Source organism: Streptomyces sp. P1-3 (assembly GCF_050613155.1).
Classification (GTDB): Bacteria; Actinomycetota; Actinomycetes; order Streptomycetales; family Streptomycetaceae; genus Streptomyces.
The window spans coordinates 5755584-5779200 of the sequence record NZ_CP192512.1 but is presented as its reverse complement, the minus strand read 5'-3'; the positions used below and the strand labels follow the sequence as shown (position 1 = coordinate 5779200).

At 72.2% G+C, this 23617-nt stretch carries 15 protein-coding genes and 1 pseudogene; 8 read left to right on the top strand and 8 right to left on the bottom strand.

Annotated features, from left to right (window positions below):
- Positions 1–171 precede the first annotated feature (171 nt).
- The gene (locus ACQUSR_RS24600) at positions 172–819 is read left to right on the top strand and encodes a LuxR C-terminal-related transcriptional regulator (RefSeq protein ID WP_431044784.1); all 648 of its coding nucleotides are present in this window, start codon (positions 172–174) and stop codon (positions 817–819) included.
- A gap of 55 nt (positions 820–874) precedes the next feature.
- Here the strand turns inward: ACQUSR_RS24600 and ACQUSR_RS24595 are convergent, their stop codons facing one another.
- Complete coding sequence (locus ACQUSR_RS24595; RefSeq protein WP_431044783.1) at positions 875–4006, bottom strand: alpha-N-acetylglucosaminidase; 3132 nt, start codon at positions 4004–4006, stop codon at positions 875–877.
- Positions 4007–4203: 197 nt separating this feature from the next.
- Between ACQUSR_RS24595 and ACQUSR_RS24590 the strand changes: the two genes are divergently transcribed.
- From ACQUSR_RS24590 to ACQUSR_RS24575, 4 genes are all read left to right on the top strand, one after another.
- On the top strand, positions 4204–6141 hold the full coding sequence (locus tag ACQUSR_RS24590; RefSeq protein ID WP_431044782.1) for a hypothetical protein: 1938 nt from the start codon (positions 4204–4206) through the stop codon (positions 6139–6141).
- A gap of 102 nt (positions 6142–6243) precedes the next feature.
- Positions 6244–7185, top strand: coding sequence for a metal-dependent hydrolase (locus ACQUSR_RS24585; protein WP_431044781.1), 942 nt, complete (start codon positions 6244–6246; stop codon positions 7183–7185).
- A gap of 1 nt (position 7186) precedes the next feature.
- Entirely contained in the window at positions 7187–8290 is a 1104-nt protein-coding gene (locus tag ACQUSR_RS24580) for a PDR/VanB family oxidoreductase (protein WP_431044780.1), read from the top strand.
- 47 nt (positions 8291–8337) lie between these two features.
- On the top strand, positions 8338–9039 hold the full coding sequence (locus ACQUSR_RS24575) for a TetR/AcrR family transcriptional regulator (protein WP_431044779.1): 702 nt from the start codon (positions 8338–8340) through the stop codon (positions 9037–9039).
- 10 nt (positions 9040–9049) lie between these two features.
- On the opposite strand, the gene pulA is transcribed toward ACQUSR_RS24575, so the two are convergent.
- From pulA to ACQUSR_RS24540, 7 genes and pseudogenes are all read right to left on the bottom strand, one after another.
- On the bottom strand, positions 9050–11716 hold the full coding sequence (gene pulA / locus ACQUSR_RS24570; protein ID WP_431047808.1) for a pullulanase-type alpha-1,6-glucosidase: 2667 nt from the start codon (positions 11714–11716) through the stop codon (positions 9050–9052).
- A 140-nt stretch (positions 11717–11856) separates the two neighbouring features.
- Positions 11857–13245 (bottom strand): annotated as a pseudogene (locus tag ACQUSR_RS24565) (alpha-amylase); the annotation flags it as partial.
- Positions 13246–13573: 328 nt separating this feature from the next.
- Positions 13574–14641 carry a LacI family DNA-binding transcriptional regulator gene (locus tag ACQUSR_RS24560; protein ID WP_431044778.1) on the bottom strand — a complete coding sequence of 356 codons (1068 nt, stop codon included), beginning with the start codon at positions 14639–14641 and terminating at the stop codon, positions 13574–13576.
- A complete protein-coding gene (locus ACQUSR_RS24555; RefSeq protein WP_431044777.1) occupies positions 14629–16287 on the bottom strand; it encodes a glycoside hydrolase family 13 protein in 1659 nt (552 codons plus the stop codon). The genes ACQUSR_RS24560 and ACQUSR_RS24555 overlap by 13 nt, the downstream gene beginning before the upstream one ends.
- 51 nt (positions 16288–16338) lie before the next feature.
- Positions 16339–17226 (bottom strand): sugar ABC transporter permease, encoded by an 888-nt coding sequence (locus ACQUSR_RS24550; RefSeq protein ID WP_431044776.1) that lies wholly within the window; start codon positions 17224–17226, stop codon positions 16339–16341.
- A gap of 2 nt (positions 17227–17228) precedes the next feature.
- Positions 17229–18251, bottom strand: coding sequence for a carbohydrate ABC transporter permease (locus ACQUSR_RS24545; RefSeq protein ID WP_431044775.1), 1023 nt, complete (start codon positions 18249–18251; stop codon positions 17229–17231).
- Between the two features lie 23 nt (positions 18252–18274).
- Positions 18275–19549, bottom strand: a complete 1275-nt coding sequence (locus ACQUSR_RS24540) for an extracellular solute-binding protein (protein WP_431044774.1) — start codon at positions 19547–19549, stop codon at positions 18275–18277.
- Positions 19550–19843: 294 nt separating this feature from the next.
- Between ACQUSR_RS24540 and ACQUSR_RS24535 the strand changes: the two genes are divergently transcribed.
- From ACQUSR_RS24535 to ACQUSR_RS24525, 3 genes are read left to right on the top strand one after another with little or no spacing between them, the layout of a single operon-like run.
- On the top strand, positions 19844–21538 hold the full coding sequence (locus tag ACQUSR_RS24535) for a glycoside hydrolase family 13 protein (protein ID WP_431044773.1): 1695 nt from the start codon (positions 19844–19846) through the stop codon (positions 21536–21538).
- Positions 21539–21563: 25 nt separating this feature from the next.
- A complete protein-coding gene (locus ACQUSR_RS24530; RefSeq protein WP_431044772.1) occupies positions 21564–22634 on the top strand; it encodes a LacI family DNA-binding transcriptional regulator in 1071 nt (356 codons plus the stop codon).
- 36 nt (positions 22635–22670) lie between these two features.
- On the top strand, positions 22671–23570 hold the full coding sequence (locus ACQUSR_RS24525) for a phosphatase PAP2 family protein (protein WP_431044771.1): 900 nt from the start codon (positions 22671–22673) through the stop codon (positions 23568–23570).
- Positions 23571–23617: the final 47 nt, after the last annotated feature.

Here is a 23617-nt window from a genome sequence, read left to right as displayed (position 1 = left end):
CCCGGCCCGTCCGGTGGTCGAGGACGGGGGGCCGGGGCGGGCCCCCCACGCGGCGCACATCACTCGGAGCCGGGAAGAGGCAGGGCAGCACCAGGGTTTCCGGCGGTACCGCGCTACATTCGACGCGTTCCGAAGTCGCCGAATCCCCGTCCCCGATCTCCTGGAGCTGCCGTGCGCGTTGTCCTCGCCGAAGACCTCTTCCTGCTGAGGGACGGCCTGGTGCGGATGCTGGAGGCGTACGACTTCGAGATCGCCGCCGCCGTGGAGAGCGGCCCGGAACTGGCCCGGGCGCTGGCCGAGCTGAAGCCGGATGTCGCCGTCGTCGACGTCCGGCTGCCGCCCTCCTTCACCGACGAGGGGCTCCAGTGCGCGCTGGCCGCCAGGCGTGCCACACCAGGGCTTCCGGTGCTGGTGCTCTCCCAGCATGTGGAGCAGTTGTACGCACGGGAGTTGCTGGCGGACGGCAGCGGCGGGGTGGGCTATCTGCTGAAGGACCGGGTCTTCGACGCCGACCAGTTCATCGACGCGGTGCGGCGGGTGGCGGCGGGCGGCACGGCGATGGATCCGCAGGTGATCTCGCAACTGCTCACGCGCAGGTCCCAGGACGAGCCGCTGGGGAATCTGACCCCGCGTGAGCGGGAGGTCATGGAGCTGATGGCCCAGGGGAGGTCCAATGCGGCCATCGCCACGCAGCTGGTCGTCACCGAGCGGGCGGTCGCCAAGCACACGTCGAACATCTTCGGCAAGCTCGGCCTGCCGCCGTCCGATGACGACAACCGCCGCGTACTGGCCGTCCTGGCCTACCTCGACCGGGGCTGACGGGCCGGGCTCCGGGCACCCCCCGATGCCGCAGGCCCGCCCGCCCGCTCCTCCGTCAGCCGAAGCGCCAGCCGCTGAACTCGACCGTTCCGCGCGCCCCGTCGCCCCCGTTCGCCGCCGTCATGAACAGGCCCGCGTCCTGGGCGGCGGCGGTGCGGGGGACGGTGACCGTCGCGACCGTCCGCCACGCCGTACCGTCACGGTCCGTGGCGAGCTCCCCTGTGTAGGACGCGTCGCCGGTCCGGGTGAGACGCAGCCACACAGGGGCCTTGACCCCCGTGATCCGCTTGTACGTGTCGAGTGTTCCGTCGCCGTTGGCGTCGTACGACAGCACCACTCCGTTGGCCGGGGTGGCAGCCAGGTTCACGAAGCCCGTCGACCCGGCCGTGGCCAGGCGGTCCCGTACGACGATGCCCGCCCGCGCCCACGGCCCCGTGGCCGCCTGGGCGTCCACCCGTACCGTCACCTGCGACCCGGCGGCCAGCGCGCCCTCCCGGTAGACCGCGCCGAACTCCGCCGTGGCCTTCCACAGGTCCTGGCCCGCGCCGTCGATCGCGAACCGGCCGCCCGACTGCCCGATGACGGCCGCGTTGGTGGTCACCGTCCGCAGCCCCGACTCCAGCGGGCCCGCCACCCACAGCCTCTCCTCCCGCACCACCCGCACCCGCCGCTCGCCTCGCGGCCCGTAGGACGCGGCGAGTTCGTACGGCAGCGGCTTCAGCGGTGACTCCAGCGGGGTGTCGGGGGCCGTGGCCCGCCAGCGCACCTCGCCGCTGCCGCCCGCCTCGACGCCCGGCAGCGTCGCGGAACCCTGGGGCACGGCCTCCAGGCCGGTCACGTCGAAGTCCACGGCGCCGGTGGCGCGCAGCCCGTTGACGTTGCGGAACGCCGCCGTCAGGGTGCCGCTGCCGCCGGGCGGCAGCGCGGCCGGCTCGGCGGTGACCGTGACCGCTCCCTGGTACGGGGCCTTCGCCAGCGTCTCGAACACCCGCCGCGCGGTGCGGTGGGCGTCGGCGGTCGGCCGTACCGGGTACGTCTTGCGCTCGCGCGTCCACGGTTCCTCGATCGCGTACCAGTCGAAGGCCTGCGGCTCCCGGCCCTCGGCGAGCGCGTCCTCCAGCTCGTCCAGATAGCGCTGCCATCGCGGCAGATGGAAGTCGGCGATCAGGCCGTTCCAGTCGCGGTTGGCATAGTTGATCAGCCTTCCGGCGTCCGCCGTCGCCCGGTCCCCCCAGGTGGTGAGCAGGATCCGCGCGGTCCGCTCCAGCAGCGCCGCCTCCGCCTCCCCGGACGCCAGCCGCTTGGCGTCCTCCAGCCACGGGCCCAGCAGGAAGCGGCGGTGGGCGCCCGCCATCTCGTCGCTCAGCCGCATCAGCTTCAGCCACAGCCGGGACAGGGCGGCGAAGGTCTGCCGGTCCTTGCGCTGGTAGGCGGCCTGGAGCTGCGGGATGAGCTGCCAGGAGCGGTTGGCCAGGGCCTGGCGTGCGACATCGGTCAGGTCGTGGCGGTACGCGTCGCTGCCGCGCAGCGAGGGCCGTACCTTCAGCAGCGCGGCGAGCGCGGCGTCGAACGCCGCCGGGTCGAACGCGGGGGTGTGCGTGGCGTAGTGGGTGCCCGAGCGCGCGGTCAGGCTCGGGCGGGCGGCGAAGACGCTGTCGTGCGGGCGGCCGTCGCGGCTGCTGATCTCGTACGCGGTGTCGCGCAGCGCCGCGAACGCCTCCCGCGCCCGCTCGTCGCGCCCGCCGAGCCGCACGTCGGCGTACTCCTCGAACCACTCCGCGCGGTCCACCGCCGCCTCGCGCCACGCCAGCTCGCTGAACAGCTCGAACGCCGCCGGGTCGCGCTCGGCCGCCTCCGCCATGTACGCGGTGCCCACCAGCTTGCTTCCGGGCTTGTCCCGCCAGGTGGTGAACCGCTCGGTCCACATGTGCGTCTTGGCGCCGATCGTCGTGCGGCCGCCGAAGTTGGGGATGGTGCCGAACGCGTACGGCACCCCGCCCCAGTCCTTCTCGCGGTCCGTCACCCGTTCCAGGTCGGACAGCCCGTCGACCACCAGCATCCGGTCGTGGCCCACGGCGTCCAGCAGCTCGCGCCGGGGGTTCTCCTGCCAGCCGAGGATGACCCACGTGGCGCCGGGACGGGCGGCCCGCAAGGCCGCTTCGACGGCCCGCGCCGCCGCCGCGACCGGCACGTCGCCCGCGCTGCCGCCCTCGTGCAGCAGATCCATCTTGAAGAAGTCGACGTCGCCGAAGAGTTCCCGCTGGTGCCGGTAGAAGGCGGCGGCCACGTCCCGGAAGGCCCCGGTGCGCGGATCGAGCCAGTCCGGGCGCTTGTATCCGTGCCACTCGCCCTGCGGGACCGTCCGCGCGCCGGGATTGCGCGCGGCGAAGCCGTCCGGAACGGTGCCGAAGTAGCCGGGGAGGACCGGCGCCATGCCCAGTTCGCGCAGCCGGCCGGTTATTCGGCGGCCCAGATCGGTGCGCTTGGCCAGCAGCTCCGGGCTCACCGGGCCGCCGTACCCGCTCAGGTTCTGCAGCAGCCACCACGGCTGGTGGGACGGGGCGGGGAGCCAGGCGCGCGCTTCCTCGTCGGAGTAGCCGAAGTCCTTCAGGAGCCGGTGGTAGACCGCTTCCTGACCGGTGGTGACCAGGAGTTCGTTGCAGCCGTGCAGGGCGGCGACGTCGATCAGGTGCTCCCAGCGGGCCCAGTCGGCGTACGGGGCGGTGTACCCGTCATGGGTGTCGTTGAACGCGAAACGGTGCGGCAGCGATGTCGCCCGCTCCACGGCGCGGTCCGGCGCGGGCAGCTTCCCCGGCAGGTCGAGCTGGTCGCCGGACCACGAGATGTGGGCGCGGCACGTGTACTTCAGATACCAGTGGACGCCGGTGAGCAGCACCGCGGGACTGGTCCCGGCCACGGTGATCCGCCCGGGCGCCCCGGTGACCCGGAACCGCTCGCCTCCGCCCTTCTCCCCGTCCAGCGCGCGCAGCCGGAACTGGTCGGCGTGCTCGGGCAGCAGCCGCTCCAGCGCGGCCCGCGCGGGCCCGGTGTCGAAGGGACCGGCGTCGGCGGCACCGGAGCCGCCGTCGTCTTCGTCGGCCACCGCCGGGGTACGGCTCCCCAGCGCGGCCCCGGCACCGAAGGCCCCGGCGGTTCCGATCAGCGTACGTCTGGTCAGATCACTCACGTGTGCCCTCCAGGCAAAGGCCAACGGTCTTGTGCGCACGGCACGTTAACCACGGCCACGGTCCGGAGCAATGGCGTGTACGAGACGTGTCCGACGGCGGCCGTGCGACCGCGTGGCCGTGGGCGGGGGCCGGGGAGTCGCACACCGGCCCGAACGGGACAAGGTGACCATCTCACCTCATCACTCGTTTACGGGCCGTGGATCAGCAGCAGGCGACAGCCCCCCTCCTCCCCGGACCCTTCGGGCCCGTTGACGTCGAGCAGGCCGAAACCGCCATCGTCGAGCACTACCCACGGCTGGTGCGGCTCGGCTATCTGATCCTGCCGCCCGGTACGGCGCGCAATCGCCGGGTGCTGACGGCGCACGCGTTGACGCAGCGGTCGCTGCCGCGGCTTCGGCCCGGTGGCGGCGAGGTGTATCTGCCGGAGCAGCGGACGGCCGAGGGGCTGCCCGCCGATCCCGCGTACGCGTATGTGCGGCTGCGGGTGGTGCGCGGTGCGCTGGAGGCCGGGCGGGCGCGGCGGTTCTGGCGGCTGCCGCGGCGTGCCCAACTGCCGCCGCTGCTGCCGCAGGTGTGGGGGCTTCGGCTGTTCCCGCGCTCGGGTGGGGCGGACGAACTCGCCCTGGACCAGGCGCTGTCCGCGCTGTCCGGGGCCGGTCGGGCCGCCTATGTGCTGCGCGGGCTGGAGGAGTTGACCGACGCCGAGGTCCGGGAGGTGCTGTTCGCGGCCGGGGTGGGGGATCCGCGGGCCGCGCTGGCCGAGGCGGACACGGTGCGCGACCCGGCGGGAAGCCGGGACGGGTCGCCGCTGGAGTCCGCGGAGTTCGACCCGTGCCTGCTCCAGGCGCGGCCGACGGATCTGCTGCGGCGACGGCAGCACGTGCGGGCCGCGCTGGTGGGCGGCGTGGCGCTGGTGGTGTGCGGTGCGCTGCTCGGGGTGCCGGGCGAGGGCTGGGGGCCGGGCGGCCGGATGGTCGGGCGGTACGCGAGCTATCCCGCGGTCGAGGAGGCCCTGGATCCGGCGCGGCTGACCCGGGTCTCCCCCACCGCGTGGCGGGAGGCGACCCGCGCGGACTTCGCGGTGTGGCCGGCGCGCGGCGGCCGGGTGGCCGACACGGCGCTGCTGCGCCGTGCGCTGTCGGTGTGGGCGCGGCCGGGCGGTGGGGTGCGGGTGACGACGGCGCCCGGCACCTCGTCGGGGCCGCCGGCCGGGCCGCCGCAGCTGCTGTTCGCCGGTGACGTGGACGGTACGGCGGTGGTGCTGCTGTACGACGGGCTGCGCGTGGTGCGGTACGCCGAGGTGGCGGGCGGCGGCGCGGCGCTGGACCTCGCGCGGGCCGACGCCGGGAACGCGGCCTCCACCACGGCGCTGGTCGTCGACCGGGCCGATGGCGACGTCCGTTTCCTCACCGCCCCTTGGGTGCGGCACGCGGCGGTACGGGACCTGCTGCGCCCCGCCGGGCCCGCCCGGGCCCTGGCGCGCTCGGCGGACGGGGTGACGGCGCCCGTGGCCAGCCCCGCGGCCCGCTCGGGGGGCTGCGAGAGCTGGCGCGCGCTGCAGTTCGGCCGGTATGTGGTCACCGACCTCGGGGACCTGATCCCGGCCCGGCTGACGTACGGGCCGCCGGGTGCGCCGGGCGAGGCGGCGGGCGCGGAGGCGCGGGCGAGCTGGGCCCGTACGGCGTGCAAGCTGTCGGCGGTGACCTCGCGCGGGGTGCGCAGCGTCAACTCCTGGCGGTTCGCGGCGCAGCCGCTGCCCGACGGGACCGGCAGCGGGGCGTGGGCGTGCGTCCGGGCGGAGACCTGGCGGGGCAGGGGCAGCAGCGTGCTGGCGGAGTTCCAGCCCCCGGCGGCGAGGCCGAGCGCGCCGGGCATGGTCGCGGCGGTGGCGGACGACACGGCGGCGTGCGGGCCAAGGGAGCCGCGGGTGCTGGCGGGCGTGCTGTGGAAGGCGCAGGGCGGGCAGTGGTACGTGATGGCGGCGGGCAGCCGCCAGGTCACGTCGATCGCGTCCACCGGCGCGGTGACGGGCGCGGAGGCGGGGCGGGTGCTGGCGCTGCCCGCCGAGGCGGGGGCCCGCCCGAAGCTGCGGGCCCGGCTGGCGGACGGCAGGCTGATCAGGCCGCTGCGCTGAGCGGACTCGCGCCGGGCCCCCCGGCCGGCCCGGCCCGCGCCCCGTCAACCAACCCGTGCACGAGGCTGTTGCCAGAACAGAACCGGCCAGTACATTGACATCATGTCTAACAAGGCGAAGGCGCAGCCCGCTCCGATAGCGTCGGAGCACACCCCGCTGCGCGCCCGCAACGTCTCCTTCGCGTGGGCAGACACGCCGCTGCACTGGATTCCGGGCGACCCGACCGCCACGCACACCATCAACGTGCTGCACCTGCTGCTCCCGGCGGGCGAACGCTGGTTCGTGCATGTGTACAAGCAGATCCTCCCCTTCATCCATGACGACGCGCTGCGCGAGGACGTCATCGGGTTCATCGGCCAGGAGGCGATGCACGCGAAGGCGCACGACGACGTGCTGCCACACCTGCGCGAGCTGGGCCTGGACCCGACTCCGTACACCGCGCAGGTGGACTGGATGTTCGAGAAGCTCCTCGGGGACCGGACGCTGCCGCCGGGCCGGGCGAGCCGGTGGTGGCTGCTGGAGCGGGTCGCGATCATCGCGGCGGTCGAGCACTACACGGCGTTCCTCGGGGACTGGGTGCTCAACGCCGAGGCGCTGGACCGCAAGGGCGCCGACCCGATGATGCTGGACCTGCTGCGCTGGCACGGCGCCGAGGAGGTCGAGCACCGCTCGGTGGCCTTCGACCTGTTCATGCACGTCGACGGCGGCTACCGGCGCCGGGTGCGGGCCTGGGCCACCGCGCTCGGCACGCTGGTCTTCCTATGGCAGCGCGGGGTGCGCTTCTTCATGGAGAACGATCCGACCCTGGCCGACGGCAGGGCGAGCTTCAAGGAGTTGCGGCGCGCCGGACGGGAGGGCGTGCTGCCGACGCCCGGCGCCATGGCGCGCTCGATCCCGCAGTACCTCAGCCGTTCGTACCACCCGTCGCGGCACGGCAGCTCGGCGCAGGCCATCGCCTACCTCGCCGGCTCACCCGCCGCGCTCGCCGCCGACGCCCGGACCGCCGCCCCCGGCGACGGCGCCCGTACCACCGGAGGTTGCTGACATGCCCCTGCCCCGCACCCGCACGGCCCTGCTGGTCGCCGGGACCGCGCTGCTGGCGCGGCGGGCCCTGCGGCGGCGGATCAAGGCGTCTCCGCTCTGGCCGCTGCCCGCGCTGCCGGAACCCGTGTCCGGGGTGGGGCGGCGGACCGGCGACAGCCGCGAGCTGCTGGTGGCGGAGCGCGTGGAGGAGGCGGACGGCGTCCTGCGGCTGCGGCTGGAGGGCGAGGAACTGCCGGGCTGGGAGCCGGGCGCGCATGTCGACCTGGTGCTGCCGTCGGGCGCGGTGCGGCAGTACTCGCTGTGCGGCGACCCGGCCGACCGCTCCTCGTACACCGTCGCGGTCCGGCTCATCGGGGACGGGCGGGGCGGTTCGCGGGAGGTGCACGAACAGCTGCACGAGGGCACGGCGGTGACGGTGCGCGGTCCGCGCAACCGCTTCGAGATGGTGCCCAGCCACGCCTACCTGTTCATCGCGGGCGGCATCGGCATCACCCCGATCCTGCCGATGCTGCGGGCGGCCGAGGCGGCGGGCGTGCCGTGGACGCTGCTCTACGGGGGGCGGTCGCGGGCGACGATGCCGTTCCTGGACGAGGTCGAGAAGCTGGGAGCCGCGGGTTCGGGCCGTTCGGGGAGCGCCGGTTCGGGGCGGCTGCGCGTCGTGGCCGAGGACACCGACGGGCTGCCGGATCTGGCCGCCGCGCTCGCCGAGGCGCCGCCGGGCTGCGCGGTCTACACCTGCGGCCCCGAGCCGCTGATGGCGGCGGTCGCCGAACTGCTGCCGGAGGGACTCGACTTGCACACCGAGCGGTTCACGCCGGTGGCACCGGGCGCGGGCGGGGAGCGCCCGTTCGAGGTCGAGTTGCGGCGCAGCGGCCGCACGGTGGCGGTGCCCGCAGGGCAGAGCGTACTGGCCGCGATCCGCGAACAGGCGCTGCCGGACGTGCCGTACTCCTGCCGGCAGGGCTTCTGCGGCACCTGCCGGCAGCGGGTGGTCTCCGGCGAGATCGATCACCGCGACGAGCTGCTGACGGACGCGGAGCGCGCGGACTCGATGCTGATCTGCGTCTCACGCGCCTGCGGGGACCGTCTCGTCCTGGACCTGTGAGCCGTAGCGTCGCGGGCCCGTTCATCTTCGGTCATTAGAGTGGGCGCATGACGAGCGGAATGCGCCGGAGAATGGGCGTTCAGGAGCGGCGCGAGCAGTTGATCTCGGTCGCGCTGGAGCTGTTCAGCCACCGTGCGCCCGAGGACGTCTCGATCGACGAGATAGCGGAGGCCGCGGGGATCTCGCGGCCGCTGGTCTACCACTACTTCCCGGGCAAGCAGAGCCTGTACGAGGCGGCGGTGCGGCGCGCGGCGCAGGAGCTGGAGCGCCGCTTCCAGGAGCCGCAGGAGGGCCCGTTGGGCGCGCGGCTGCTGCGCGTCACGCACCGGTACTTCGACTTCGTGGACGAACACGGGCCGGGCTTCTCGGCGCTGATGCGCGGCGGCCCGGCGGTGGGCAGCAGCAGTACGAGCGCGATCATCGAGCGGGTACGGCAGGAAGGGTACGAGCAGATCCTGCGGCACCTGGGGATCGCGGAGCCCTCGCCGCGCGTGGAGCTGCTGGTCCGCTCATGGGTGTCGCACGCGGAGACCACGGCGCTGCTGTGGCTGGACGGCCGCCGGGTGCCGCGCGGGGAGCTGGAGCGGCAGTTGGTGCACGACTTCGCGGCGCTGACGGCGGTCAGCGCCGCGTACGACGAGGACATGGCGGAGCTGCTGCGGCGGATGATGGCCGAGGAGCCGCCGGACGGGCCGCTCGCCGACCTGGCGGCCCGGCTGCTCGGCCTCATCCCGCAGCCCGCCTCCTGAACCCGGCGGTCTAGCCGCGCGCGAAGACCGCCACCGTGCGGGCCGGGACCGTGAAGGTGCCCGAACCCGCCTCGTACGAGGATGTCCTCACCACCGCGTCCGCGCCGGCCGCCTGCACCGGGTGCAGCCCGTACCGCTCCCCCGCGAGGGCGGGCACCGTCTGATGCTGCCGCTCCGGGGTGGCGTTGAAGACCACGACGAGCCGCCCGAGCCGCATGGTGATCACGCCGGGGGTCTCGTCCGTGCCGGAGAGCGGGAAGGACAGCGCGGACTGCACCCCCGCGGTCGTGGCCTGGCTGAACGCCTTCTCGCTCGTACGGATGCGCAGCAGGTCCCGGTACGCGGCCGAGGCGCCGGTGGTCTCCGCGCAGCCCGGCCGCAGCGCCGGGTCGGCCAGCAGCGGCTTGCCGTACGGCCACTTGGGCCGGTTGTCGGCGGCCGGGGGCAGGCCGCGGCCGAAGCCGTTGCCGTCCTGGCACCGCCAGTGCAGGGCGTTGAACCAGTCGCCGCTGTCGTAGGAGTTGCGGTCCAGCGACTTCGAGCGCAGCAGGTCGGTGCCGGCCTGGCTGAGCGCCGGGCCCTGGGAGAGCGCGGCGGTGGCCATGGCCAGCACCTGCGCGCGGGCGCGGTCGGCGGCGGACGTGCCCTGCGGGAGCTTGAAGGCGAGGGCGTCGTAGAGGGTCTCGTTGTCGTGGGCGTCGGCGTAGGCGAGGGCGTCGCCGGGGTCGGCGGCGTAGCCCGCCGGGGAGCCGTTGTAGTCGACCTCGGAGCCCTTGACGCGCTGCCCGCGGGTGTCGGTGAAGGTGAAGTCCTTCAGGTTGCCGCTCAGCCCGACCTTGATCAGGTCCTGGTAGTGGAGGAGGCGGGCCTTCGCCTGCGCCGGATCGCCGTTCGCGGGCGCGCCGTTGGGGGCGGTGTACAGGCCGGAGGCGAAGCCCTGGACGCGCGGGTCCTCGTCGAACGGGCCGCCGCCGCGCACCGCGTCGCGGGCCCGGTCGCTGAAGGTGGCGATGCCGGTGCCCGCCATGTTGCGCTGCGTGGCCTGGACGAAGCGGGCGTCGTCGGCGACCTCGCCGAAGTTCCAGCCCTCGCCGTAGAGGATGACCGCCTTGCCGTCGACGCCGTCCTTCTCGATGGTCAGGGCGTCGAGGGCCTTCCGTACGGCGAGGATGTTGGCCTTGGGGTGGTGCCCCATGAGGTCGAAGCGGAAGCCGTCGACCTTGTACTCCTTGGCCCAGGTCACCACGGAGTCGACGACGAGCTTGCCCATCATCCGGTGCTCGGGCGCGGTGTTGGCGCAGCAGGTGGAGGTGGCGACGCCGCCGTCGTCGAGGAGCCGGTGGTAGTAGCCGGGCACGATGCGGTCGAGTACGGACTTCTCGTCCTGCCCGGCGGCCACGGTGTGGTTGTAGACGACGTCCATCACGGTGCGCAGGCCGGCGCGGTTGAGGCCCTGGACCATCCGCCGGAACTCGCGGGTGCGGCCCGGACCATCCGGATCGGTCGCGTAGGAGCCCTCGGGGACGGTGTAGTGCAGCGGGTCGTAGCCCCAGTTGAAGCCGTCCTTCGCGGCGACGGCGCCGGTGCACTCCTGCTGCCGCTCGGAGTCGGCGGGCAGCGCGGCCAGGTCGCAGTCGGGTTCGGCCTGGTCGGCGCGCTTCTCCGGGACGGTGCCGAAGTCGAACGCGGGCAGCAGGTGGACGTAGGAGGTGCCCGACGCGGCGAGCCGCGCGAGGTGCTTCATGCCGTCCGAGCCGGAGTCGGTGAAGGCCAGGTAGCCGCCGGGGTGGTCGCTGGTGCGGTCGGCGATGGAGAAGTCGCGGATGTGCAGTTCCTGGATCTGCGCGTCGCGCGACGGTACGGCCGCGGGCTTGCCGAGCGCGGACCAGCCCCGGGGGGCCAGGGCCGGATCGCGCAGGTCGGTGACGAGGCTGCGGGCGGAGTCGGCGGTCAGGGCGGTGGAGTAGGGGTCGGTGACCTTGTTGGTGACGATCCGGCGGACGCTGGGAGCCCAGACGGTGACGGCGTAGCGGTACGGCTTGCCGCGCCAGCTCCGGTCCCCGGTGACGCGCCAGACGCCGCTGTCGGCGTCCCGGCGCATGGGGACGGTCCTGCCGTCCAGTTCCAGGGCGACCGTACGGGCGGTGGGGGCCCAGACGGCGAGGGTGGGACGGCCGTCGCGGAAGACGGGGCCGAGCGCGGCGCGGGTGGCGGCGTCCCCGTACAGGTCGTCCAGGGCGCCGGGGATCTGGACGCCGGTGGCCGCGATGAGGGTGCCGTCGGCGCCCGTGCGCGCGGCGACGAGCTGCCCTCGCAGGGCCTGGCGGACCTGGTCGCGGTCGCGCGCGTCGATCCGGTAGGCGGGGTGGTCCTTCAGGTGCGGGTAGGCGGCGCGCTGGGCGTCGGTGAGCCCGCCGTCGACGGGGATCAGGCGCAGCCGGCCGACCGCGCCGGTCAGGCGGCCGTTGTCGACGGCGATGCCGCCGTCGGGCGCGTACGCCAGCGTCTGGCCGGTGGCGTCGGCGCCGTCGGTGCGCCAGGCGACGGTGTCGCGGTCGATCCACTGCGCCTTCGCCGTGGCCAGGTCGATGGGCGGGGCCGCCGTCGGCTGCTGCCGGTCGGCGGAGCGGGGGGCCGGGGCGGCGAGGGCGTGCGGCACGGCGGGGAGGACCGCCATGGCCAGGGCGACGGCGATGGTGATCGCCGTCCGGCGCGGTGAGCGGATCAACTGCGTCTCCTCGTCAGGATGGGTACGGGTGGGCCGCCCGGCGAGGCGGGGTGGTTCGCCGGGCGGCCGATCGGGGGTACCGGCCGCTAGCCGGAGCAGGTGCGGGCCCCGGTGTGCAGTGCGACCGCCGTGTTGGCGCCCAGGGTCGCGGTGAACTGACCGGAGCCGTTCACCGTGACGCTGCGGCCCGACTGCACGTCGCAGTACGTGCCCTGGGGCAGCGACGTCTGGAAGGTGCGGGAGAGCGCGCCGGTCTCGTGGTTGATGGCGACATACGCCTTGTCGCCGCGGCCGAAGGCGATGGCGTCGTTGCCGTTGTCCCACCAGTTGGTGACGGCCTGGCCGCGGGCGGTGTTGCGGAGGGCGACCATCGAGGAGATCTCGCGCCAGGCGTGCTGGCACTTCCAGCCGTCGCTGTGGCAGGCGTTCACCGTGCCGCCGTTGGGCGGTCCGGCGTCCTTGTCGCTCCACTCGTAGCCGGAGTGCACGTCGGGCGATCCATACGGCCAGGCCAGCATGAAGACGTTGGCGAGGGTGTAGTTGGCGCCGTCCTTGTAGTTCAGGGTGTCGCCGCCGCGCTCGGTGTCGTGGTTGTCGACGAAGACGGCGGACTTGGCCGAAGCCATGTAGCCCCAGCCCTCACCGTAGTTCTTGAGGTAGGCGAGGTTCTCGCTGTTGAAGACCCGCTTGAGGTCGCGGGCGTACCGGAACTCCTGGACGTCCCCGGTGTCCTGGTACTCGCTGGGCGAGACGGCCTCCCCGGCACCGTAGATGGCTTCCTGCTTCCAGTAGGCGTTCGGATCGCTCAGCCGGGACTTGATGGCGGCGAGGTCGGCCGCGGGCATGTGCTTGGCCGCGTCGATACGGAAGCCGTCGACGCCGAGCGAGAGGAGGTCGTTCATGTAGGCGGCGATCCGGTCGCGTACCCGGTCCTCGCCGGTGTCGAGGTCGGCCAGGCCGACGAGCTCGCAGTTCTGGACGTTGGCGCGGTCCTTGTAGTTGGTGATCTCGGACGTGCAGTCGTCCATGTCGGAGGCCGAGTAGGCGCCGGGGTAGTCGTACTTCGTGTACGAGGTGCCGCCAGTACCGGTGCCCGAGCCCGAGGTCATGTGGTTGATGACGGTGTCCGCGACGACCTTGACGCCCGCGTCGTGGCAGGTGTCGACCATGTCCTTGAAGGCGGTGCGGTCCCCGAGCCGACCCGCGATCTTGTAGCTGACGGGCTGGTACGAGGTCCACCACTGGCTGCCCTGGACGTGCTCCTGGGGCGGCGAGACCTGGACGTAGCCGTAGCCCGCCGGGCCCAGGGTGTCCGTGCACGCCTTGGCCACCGAAGCGAACTTCCACTCGAACAGGACGGCGGTGACGTCCCTTTCGCCGGGCGGGGTGGCCTGGGCCGGTGCGGGGAGGGTGCACAGGGTCGCGGCGCCCGCCGCGAGGGCGGTGGCGAGGGCAGCGGTACGCGTTCTGATGGCCATCGTTCCTCCGTGGGGGGAAGGAGTTTGGGGTGACGTTCAGCCTCGTACGGCAACGCGCCATGCCCGTAAGGCCAGTGAAGGGTCCTGACGAACGAGCGGCCGATCGCTCATTCGCGGTTACCGGACCGTATCCCCGGTAGTTGTTTGTTGCAAGACCTTTCGCAAAGGATTGCGACGGTGTTACGTTCGACGCCGCCGGTCCGGCCGGCCGGGGGGCCGCGTCACACGACGCGGACCCCACGCGCCCGGCCGGCCGGACCGGTCCTCCTTGCCCGCCCTCGGGCGGGAGGAGCCCACACGTACGCCCCCCTCCGGCGTACGTCCCCGGTCAACCGCCCCGGCGTACCTGCCCCGTCGAGCCGCGTACCACCAGGTCGGGCTGGAAGACGAACTCCGTGGGCTGCACGGGATTCCCCTCGACCGCCTCCAGCAGCGCCCCCACGGCGGCGGTGGCCATGGCCTGCACCGGCTGCCGCACCGTGGTCAGCGGCGGGTCGGTGAAGGGGATGAGCGGGGAGTCGTCGAAGCCCACGACCGAGACGTCCCGCGGCACGTTCAGCCCGCGCCGCCACGCCTCGCGTACGGCGCCGAGCGCCATCAGGTCGCTGCCGCAGACGATGCCCGTGACCCCCTGGTCGAGCAGTGCGCCCGCCGCGACCTGGCCGCCCTCGACGGTGAACAGGGTGTGCTGGACCAGGGAACGGGCCTCCTCGGCGCCGGTGCCCAGCGCCTCCCCGACGGCCGCCACGAAGCCCTCCGTCTTGCGCTGCGCCGGTACGAACCGGGCGGGGCCGACGGCCAGGCCGATCCGCTCGTGCCCCAGCGCGACCAGATGCGCCACGGCCATGCGCGCCGCCGCCCGGTCGTCGGGGGACACGAACGGTGCCGTGACCCGCGGGTTGTATCCATTGATCATGACGAACGGGACGCCGCGCGCGGCGAGTTCCGCGTACCGGGTGGCGTCGGCGGTGGTGTCGGCGTGCAGGCCGGAAAGGAACACGATGCCGGTGACCCCGCGCTCCTCCAGCTGCTCGACCAGTTCGTCCTCGGTCGCACCGCCGGGCATCTGCGTGCACAGCACGGGCGTGTAGCCGTGCCCGGCCAGCGTCTGCTCGATGACCTGCGCGAACGCGGGGAAGATGGGGTTGGTGAGCTCAGGGATCACCAACCCCACCAGACCGGCGCTGCGCCGCCGCAGCCGCACCGGGCGTTCGTAGCCGAGCACGTCGAGCGCGGCGAGGACCCGCTGCCGGGTGCTGCCTGCGACTCCCGCCTTGCCGTTCAGCACCCGGCTGACGGTGGCTTCGCTCACCGACGCCTGGGCGGCGATGTCGGCCAGCCGGGGCGTACCCGCCGGACCGTCGTCGCGTGACGGCGGTGCGCTCACCCGGCCCACCACACGGCGGTGTCCGCGGGAAGCTCGAACGCGCCGTCCGGATCGGGCAGTTCGCCGCTGGCCAGCAGCACCCGGCCCGGTACGGCTATCGATGCCGGCGCCTTGGTGGTGTTGACGGTGCAGACGAAGTCGCCGCGGCGGAAGGCCAGGACGCCGTGCGGCGCGTCGAGCCATTCCACGGACTCGCCCGCGCCCAGGTCGGCGTGGTCCCGGCGGAGGGCGAGGGCGGAGCGGTACAGCTCCAGGGTGGACCCGGGGTCCCCGGTCTGGGCCTCGACGCTGAGATCAGCCCAGCTCTCGGGCTGCGGCAGCCAGCTCGGACCGCCCGGCACCGGCCCGAACCCGTACGGCGCCTCCGTACCCGACCACGGAATCGGCACCCGGCAGCCGTCGCGCAGTCCGTCCTGCCCGTTCTCCCGGAAGAAGGAGGGGTCCTGGCGCACCTCGTCGGGCAGGTCGGTGACCTCGGGCAGGCCGAGCTCCTCGCCCTGGTAGATGTACGTGGAACCGGGCAGCGCGAGCATCAGCAGCGCGGCGGCACGCGCCCGCCGCAACCCCTGCTCCGGACTCTCCTCCGCATAGCGGGTGGTGTGCCGCACGACGTCGTGGTTCGACAGCACCCACGTCGTCGGCGCCCCCACCGGGCGCATCGACTCCAGCGACTCGTCGATGACCGCGCGCATCTTCTCCGCGTCCCAGGGGGTGCCCAGGAAGTGGAAGTTGAACGCCTGGTGCAGCTCGTCGGGGCGCAGGTAGAGCGCGGTGCGCTCGGGGCTGGGCGTCCACGCCTCGGCGACCCCGATCCTCTCCCCCGAGTACTCGTCGAGGATCGCGCGCCAGCTGCGGTAGATCTCGTGCACACCGTCCTGGTCGAAGAACGGCATGGCCTGGTTGCCCAGCAGCCTCAGCTGTTCGCCGCGGCCGAGATCGGGCAGCCCCTCGGCCTTGACCAGGCCGTGCGCCACGTCGATGCGGAAACCGTCGGTGCCCATGTCGAGCCAGAACCGCAGGATCGAGCGGAACTCGTCGCGGACGGCCGGGTGCTCCCAGTTGAAGTCCGGCTGCTCGGGGGCGAACAGATGCAGGTACCACTCCCCCGGGGTGCCGTCGGGGTTGTCGGCGCGGGTCCAGGCCGGGCCGCCGAAGATGGACTCCCAGTCGTTGGGCGGCTCTTCGCCGTGCTCGCCCCGCCCGGGGCGGAAGTGGAACCGCTCGCGAAGCGGCGACCCCGGGCCTTCGCGCAGCGCCTGCCGGAACCAGGCGTGCTGGTCGGAGCAGTGGTTGGGCACCAGGTCCACGATGACGCGCAAGCCCAGGGCGTGCGCGTCGCGGATGACGGCGTCGGCGTCGTGCAGGGTGCCGAACATCGGGTCGATGGCGCGGTAGTCGGCGACGTCGTATCCGGCGTCGGCCTGCGGGGACGCGTAGAAGGGGCTGAGCCAGACGGCGTCGACGCCGAGGTCCCTGAGGTACGGCAGCCGGCCGCGTACGCCTTCGAGATCGCCCATGCCGTCGCCGTTGCCGTCGGCGAAGCTGCGGGGGTAGACCTGGTAGATCACGGCGTCTCTCCACCAGTCGCGGCCGCCGCCGCGGCGTTCGGGGGTGGTTGCCGTGTCGACGGCGGGGTCAGCGAGATGCTGCGTCATGTCTTCCTGGTTCTCGTATGGGTGTGGATGCCCGGATCAGGACGCGCCTGGTCAGGACTTCGTCGCGCCGGCCGTGAGGCCCGCGACCAGGTGCCGCTGGGCCCAGGAGAAGACCAGGGCGGCCGGGACGGCGATCATGACGGCGGCCGCGGTCATGGCACCCCAGTCGGACGTGTACTGGTTGACGAAGGTCTGCAGGCCGGCGGCGAGCGTGAGGTTCTCCTCGCCCGTCATGAACGCCGACGCGTAGGCGACCTCGGCCCAGGCGGTGATGAAGGTGTAGAACGCGGTGACCGCGATGCCCGGCTTGGCCAGCGGCAGGATCAGCCGCCAGAACGTGCCGAACGGGTTCAGCCCGTCCACGCGGCCGGACTCGTCGATCTCCACCGGGATGGTGTCGAAGTAGCCCTTCATCATCCACGCGCAGAACGGCACCGCGATCGTGAGGTAGGTGACGATGAGGGAGACCGGCTGGTTGAGCCAGCCGAGCTTCGACATGATGTTGTAGAGCGGCACGATGAGGATCGCCATCGGGAACATCTGGGTGATCAGCAGCAGCCACATCAGCGGGCGCATGCCCGGGAAGCGGAAGCGGCTGACGGCGTATCCGGTAGTGGCCGCGATGAGGACGCCGAGCACGGTGGTGACGGCGACGATCAGCAGCGAGTTGCCGAACCAGCTCAGGAACTCGGTGTCGTTGAGGACGTGGTCGTAGTTCTCCAGCGTCGGGCTCTTGACCACATCGGTGCTGAACGCCTCGGTCTTGGGCTTGAACGAGGTCACCAGCAGCCACAGCGGCGGGAAGACCGCGACGGCGGAGGCGATCAGCAGCGTCGCGTGCAGGGCGATCGAGGCCGGCAGGGAGCGCTTGCCGCGGCGGCCGGAGGTCTTGGCGGGGGCCTGGACCGGGGTCTTGGCCGGGGTCTTGGCGGTGGCCATGGTCACCACACCTCTCCCTGCTTGCGGAGCGAACGGCGGTAGACCACCGCGAAGAGCATCAGGATGAGCAGGATCATCACGCCCCAGGCGGAGGCTCCCGCGAAGTCGCGCGGGCTGTTCACGAACGACAGCCGGTAGGCGTACGTCACCAGGATCTCCGTGCTGTCACCGGGACCGCCCCGGGTGAGCAGGAAGATCACCGGGAACATGTTGAAGGTCCAGATGGTGCTGAGCAGGATCACCGTGCTGCTGACCGAGCGCAGTCCGGGCAGGGTGATGTGCCGGAACCGCTGCCAGGGGCTCGCGCCGTCCATCTCGGCGGCCTCGTACAGCTCGCCGGGGATGGACTGCAGGCCGCCGAGCAGCGCGACGAGCATGAACGGCACGCCCAGCCAGACGTTGACCGCGATGACGGAGACCTTCGCCATGGTGGGGTCGTTCAGCCACGGCACCGCGTCGATGCCGCCGCCGTCGAGGATCTTGTTGAGGATGCCGTTCTTCTCGTTGTAGAGCAGCCGCCAGGCGAAGACGGAGACGAAGGCGGGCACGGCCCACGGCAGGATCAGCAGCGACCGGTAGAGGGTGCGGCCCTTGAACTGGCGGTTGAGCATGACGGCCAGACCGAGCCCGATCGCGAAGGACACGGCGACGCAGGAGACGGTCCAGACGACCGTCCAGCCGAGCCGGTCCCAGAAGACCTCGTCCTGGAGGATCGCGGTGAAGTTGTCCAGGCCGACGTTCTTGTACGTGGCGGGGAGGTGGTTGACGCCGATGTGCCGCTCGACGTTGGCCTCGTTGGCGTCGGTCAGCGACAGATAGACGCCGCGGCCCAGCGGGTAGCCGACGATCACGCCGATCACGATCACCACGGGGGCGACCATGGCCCAGGCGTACCAGTGGGTGGCCAGTGCGCGGCGGATCCGGCCGGGCCGTCCGCCGTTCTTCGTGGCAGTCTTGCGGACCCGGCCAGGGGCGCCGTCCGCGCCCCCGGCCGATCCCGCCGACTGCCTGGTGTCGACAGCCATCGGTGTCAGTCCCCTACTTCCCTCTACTTCCAGTCACCCTTGAGCAGCTTGCGGTACTCGTCGCCGACCTCGGAGGCGGCGTCCTCGGGCGAGGTCTTGCCCGTCACCACGCTGGGGAACTGGACGAGGATCGCCTGGAAGAGGCTGTTGCCCTCAGGGATCCAGGGGCGCTCGACGGCCTTGTCCACGGCCGCCTTGAAGAACTTCACCTTCTGGTTGGCGGCGACGGCCTTGTTCTCATAGGCCGAGGCGCGGGTGGGCAGCAGGCTGAGCTTCTCGGTGGTCTTGATCTGGACCTCGGCCGAGCTCATGTACTTGGCGAACGCGTAGGAGGCGTCGAGGTTCTTCGAGCCGGCGTACACGGTGAGGTTCTGGCCGCCCTGCGGGGAGCCCTGCCCGGCGCTGCCGGCCGGGACCGGGACGACACCGAGGTTGTCCTTGTCCTTGAACGCCTTGCCCGCGAGGGTGTCCTCGATCGCCCACGGCCCGTTGATCGTCATGGCGACGTCGCCGTTCTTGATGGCGTTCTGCATGTTGTCCCAGCCATCGGTGGCATCGGTGGTCGCCGCGCCGGACTTGACCAGGTCGCGGGCGGAGGCGAACGCCTTGACGCCGGGCTCGTCGTCCACCGTGACCTTCTTGGCCTCGGTGTCGAGCAGGTCGCCGCCCTCGCCGTAGATGAAGGGCAGGAACCAGTAGGCGTCGTCGCCGCGCAGGTACAGACCGGTCTTGCCGGTCTTCTCCTTGATCTTCTTGGCGGCGGCCTTGAGCTCGGTGAGGGTCTTCGGCGGCTCGACGCCCGCGTCCTTGAGCATCTTCTTGTTGTAGAAGAGGCCCAGGGTGTCGATGACCTGCGGTACGGCGTAGGTCTTGCCGTTGAACTTGGTGCTGGCCAATGCCTTGGGCAGGTAGTCCTTCTCGTTGTCCAGGGCCGGGGTGCCGTCCAGCGGGGCGAGGTAGCCGATGTTGGCGAGGTCCTGGGTCCAGGCGACCTCGGCGCGCAGCACGTCGGGGGCGCCGGAGCCGCCGGCGCCGGCGGCGTTCTTGAACTTGTTCAGCGCCTCGCCGAAGGGCACGTTGACGTAGTTGACCTTGACCTTCGGGTACTTCTGGGAGAAGTCCTTGGCGAGCTTCTCGTACGTGGCCTTCTCGGCGTCGTTGGAGGTGTCCCAGTAGGTCACGGTGCCGGAGATCTCTCCGGGGGACTTGCTACCGCTGTCACTGTCGTCACCGCCGCAGGCGGTCGCCGCGAGCGCTATCGCCGCGACGAGCGCAGTGGCCGCTATGCCACGTCGCATGTGAACTCCTTCGAAGCCGGCCGCGCCATCGCGGCGCCGAGTTGTCGAGGAACGTAACAGGGATGCAAAGGCGCCGAAAGACCTTGCGGCAAATTTCTGCAAGAGCGGGGGATCGTTACATCGGCGTGTCCTGGCGGTTGCCGATGGGGCGCTTGACAGCGGCGAGGCGGGGGCGTAGACGGCGCGCCCGGGCCAGATTCTGCAAGCTCTTCCGCAAGTCTTGCAAAGCTGTTACGTTCCGGTTAAGCCGCCCGGCCGGTTCGACAGAGAGCGCCCATGACGCAGGAGCTGCCCATGACGCAAGAGCTGACGACGACCTCCGCCCCCTCTCCCCGCCCCGGGACCGCCGCGGCGCCGTACGGCGACGGCTGGTGGCGCGACGCGGTCATCTATCAGGTGTACGTGCGGTCGTTCGCGGACAGCGACGGCGACGGCATCGGCGATCTGCGCGGGGTGAGGCAGCGGCTGCCGCATCTGGCCCGGCTGGGTGTGGACGCCGTCTGGCTCACCCCGTTCTACGCCTCGCCGCAGGCCGACGGCGGCTACGACGTGGCGGACTACCGCGCCGTGGACCCGCTCTTCGGGGATCTGCGGGACGCCGACGACCTGGTGCGCACCGCCCATGAGCTGGGGCTGCGGGTGATCGTCGACGTGGTGCCGAACCACACCTCCGACCGGCACCCGTGGTTCGCCGAGGCGCTGGCGGACCGCCCCGGCGGACCAGCCCGCGCCCGCTACCACTTCCGCGCCGGCCGGGGCCCGGACGGCGCGCTGCCGCCCAACGACTGGGAGTCGGTCTTCGGCGGCCCGGCCTGGACCCGGACCACGGATCCGGACGGCACGCCTGGGGGCACCTCCCAGTCGAAGACTGGGGGAGAGTGGTATCTGCACCTGTTCGCGCCCGAGCAGCCCGACCTGGACTGGGACTGCCCCGAGGTGCGCGAGGAGTTCGACTCCGTGCTGCGCTTCTGGCTGGACCTGGGCGTGGACGGCTTCCGGATCGATGTCGCGCACGGCATGGTCAAGGCAGCCGGGCTGCCCGACATCGGCCGCAAGGAACAGGCCAAACTCATCGGCGCGCAGGTGCTGCCGTTCTTCGACCAGGACGGTGTGCACGAGATCCACCGCTCGTGGCGGCGGCTGCTGGACTCCTACCCCGGCGACCGGATCGGCGTCGCGGAGGCGTGGGCGCCCAGCGCCGAGCGGCTCGCCCTGTACGTCCGCCCCGACGAGCTGCACCAGGCGTTCAACTTCCACTTCCTGCGCTGTCCGTGGGACGCCGCCGCGATGCGGGCCGTCATCGACGAGTCACTGGCCGCCACCGCTTCGGTGGGGGCGCCGACGACGTGGGTGCTGTCGAACCACGACGTCGTGCGGCACACCACCCGCTATGCGGATCAGAGTCCAGAGCAGGGGTTGCGGCGGGCGCGCGCGGCCGCGCTGCTGATGCTCGCACTGCCCGGCTCCACGTACATCTACCAGGGCGAGGAGCTCGGCCTGCCCGAGGTCACCGACCTGCCCGACGAGGTACGCCAGGACCCGGCCTTCTTCCGCACCGGCGACGCGTCCGGCCAGGACGGCTTCCGGGACGGCTGCCGGGTGCCTATCCCCTGGTCGGGTACGGAGGCGCCGTACGGCTTCGGGCCGGCGCCGGGCGGTCCGAGCTGGCTGCCACAGCCCGAGAGCTGGGCCGATCTCAGCGTCGAGGCGCAGACCGGGGACCCCGGGTCCACCCTGGAGCTGTACCGCGCCGCACTCGCCCTCCGCCGGGAGGTGCCGGGTCTCGGCGACGGTCCGATGTCCTGGTGCCCCGCGCCGGAGGGCGTGCTCGCCCTGTCTCGGCCGGGCTTCCTGTGCGTCCTCAACACCTGCGGTGACGCCGTCGAACTCCCCGTACCGGGGAGGCTGCTGCTGTCCTCCGCGGAGCCGGCCACCGAGGGCGACACGGTGCGTCTTCCCGCTGACTCCTGTGCGTGGTGGGCAATGTGACATGCGACCGGTACAGTCCAACCCCATGACCGCACGGCTTGCTGACATCGCAGCCCAGGCGGGGGTCAGCGAGGCCACAGTAAGCCGCGTGCTCAACGGCAAGCCGGGCGTGGCCGCGGGCACCCGCGAGTCCGTCCTGGCAGCACTCGACGTCCTGGGGTACGAGCGGCCGGTGCGGCTGCGGCAGCGCAGCGCCGGGCTGGTCGGGCTGATCACCCCCGAGCTGGAGAACCCCATCTTCCCGGCGCTGGCCCAGGTGATCGGCCAGGCGCTGACCCGCCAGGGCTACACCCCGGTGCTGGCCACCCAGACCCCGGGCGGCTCCACCGAGGACGAGCTCACCGAGATGCTGGTGGACCGGGGCGTCGCGGGGATCATCTTCGTCTCCGGACTGCACGCCGACACCAGCGCCGACATGGGCCGCTACGACCAGCTGCGCGGCCAGGGCGTGCCGTTCGTGCTGGTGGACGGCTTCTCGCCGAAGGTGCGGGCGCCGTTCATCTCCCCCGACGACCGGGCGGCGATGGTGCTGGCCGTCACCCACCTGGCGTCGCTGGGACACACCCGGATCGGGCTGGCCCTGGGCCCGAAGCGGTTCGTCCCGGTGGTGCGGAAGATCGAGGGGTTCCAGCGCGGGATGGCCGAGCAGCTGGGGCTGTCCGCCGAGGAGTCCGAGCAGTTGATCCAGCACTCGCTCTACACCCTGGAGGGCGGGCAGGCCGCCGCGTCCGCGCTGATCGACCGGGGCTGCACGGCGGTGGTGTGTGCCAGCGACATGATGGCGCTGGGCGCCATCCGCGCCGCCCGGCAGCGGGGACTGGCGGTCCCGCGCGACATCTCGGTGGTCGGTTTCGACGACTCCCCGCTCATAGCGTTCACCGATCCGCCGCTGACCACCATCCGCAAGCCGGTGCAGTCGATGGGGCAGGCGGCGGTACGGGCGCTGCTGGAGGAGATCGGCGGCACCCCGGCCCCGCACAGCGAGTTCGTCTTCCTCCCCGAACTGGTGGTTCGAGGTTCAACCGCCTCCGTACCCGGAGGGCGAGGGTCCGTCCAGAAGCGGGACAGAACTGGCGAAGACCGTCCCTCTGGATGATCTGGCGCAGCCCGCTATCTGGCAGACTGTTGCCCTATGGGTGAAGCGATCCTGAGGACCCCTGAAGGCCGGACGGCGACCTCGTCACCCATCGACGAGATCGAGGCCGTCCCCTCCTCCCCGCCTACGCTTCTGACCCGGCTGCGCACCCCCCGCCGGCCCCGGCTGTGGTTCGAGGTCCTGCTGATCGCCATCAGCTACTGGACGTACTCCCTGATCCGCAACGCGGTGCCCGCGCAGCGCCACGAAGCACTGCGCAACGCCGACTGGATCTGGGAGTGGGAGCGCACCCTCGGGCTCGCCTTCGAACGCTCGGTCAACCACACGGTCGACTCGGTCGGGTGGCTGATCGTGCCCATGAACTACTACTACGCGACGCTGCACTTCATCGTGACGATCAGTGTGCTGGTGTGGCTGTACCGCTGGCATCCCGGCCGGTACGCCGCCACCCGCCTGGTGCTCTTCGCCACCACCGGCGTCGCGCTGCTCGGCTACTACCTGTTCCCGCTGGCCCCGCCCCGGCTGATGCCCGGCGAGGGGTTCATCGACACTGTCGTGGTGCACCACACCTGGGGTTCGATGGCGTCGGGCAACCTGGCCAACATGTCCAACCAGTACGCGGCCATGCCCTCGATGCACATCGGCTGGTCCCTGTGGTGCGGGCTGACGATCGCCATGCTGGCCCGCCCGGTGTGGGTGAAGGTGCTCGGGCTGCTCTACCCGACGGCGACCCTGGTGGTCATCGTGGCCACCGCCAACCACTTCTGGCTGGACGCGGCCGGCGGCATCCTCTGCCTCGGCTTCGGCTTCGCGCTGTCGCTCCTCTGGTACGGCGGGCTCTGCTACCGGCTGCCGAAGGTACCGGCGGGAGAGATCGCGGAGCCCGGGGCGTCCACCCCCGACGGTCTCCGGAGCCCCAGCCGCCACACCAGTTAAGGTTCCTTGATCGCATCCGCACCGACCAGCGGGTGCGACCCGTCATG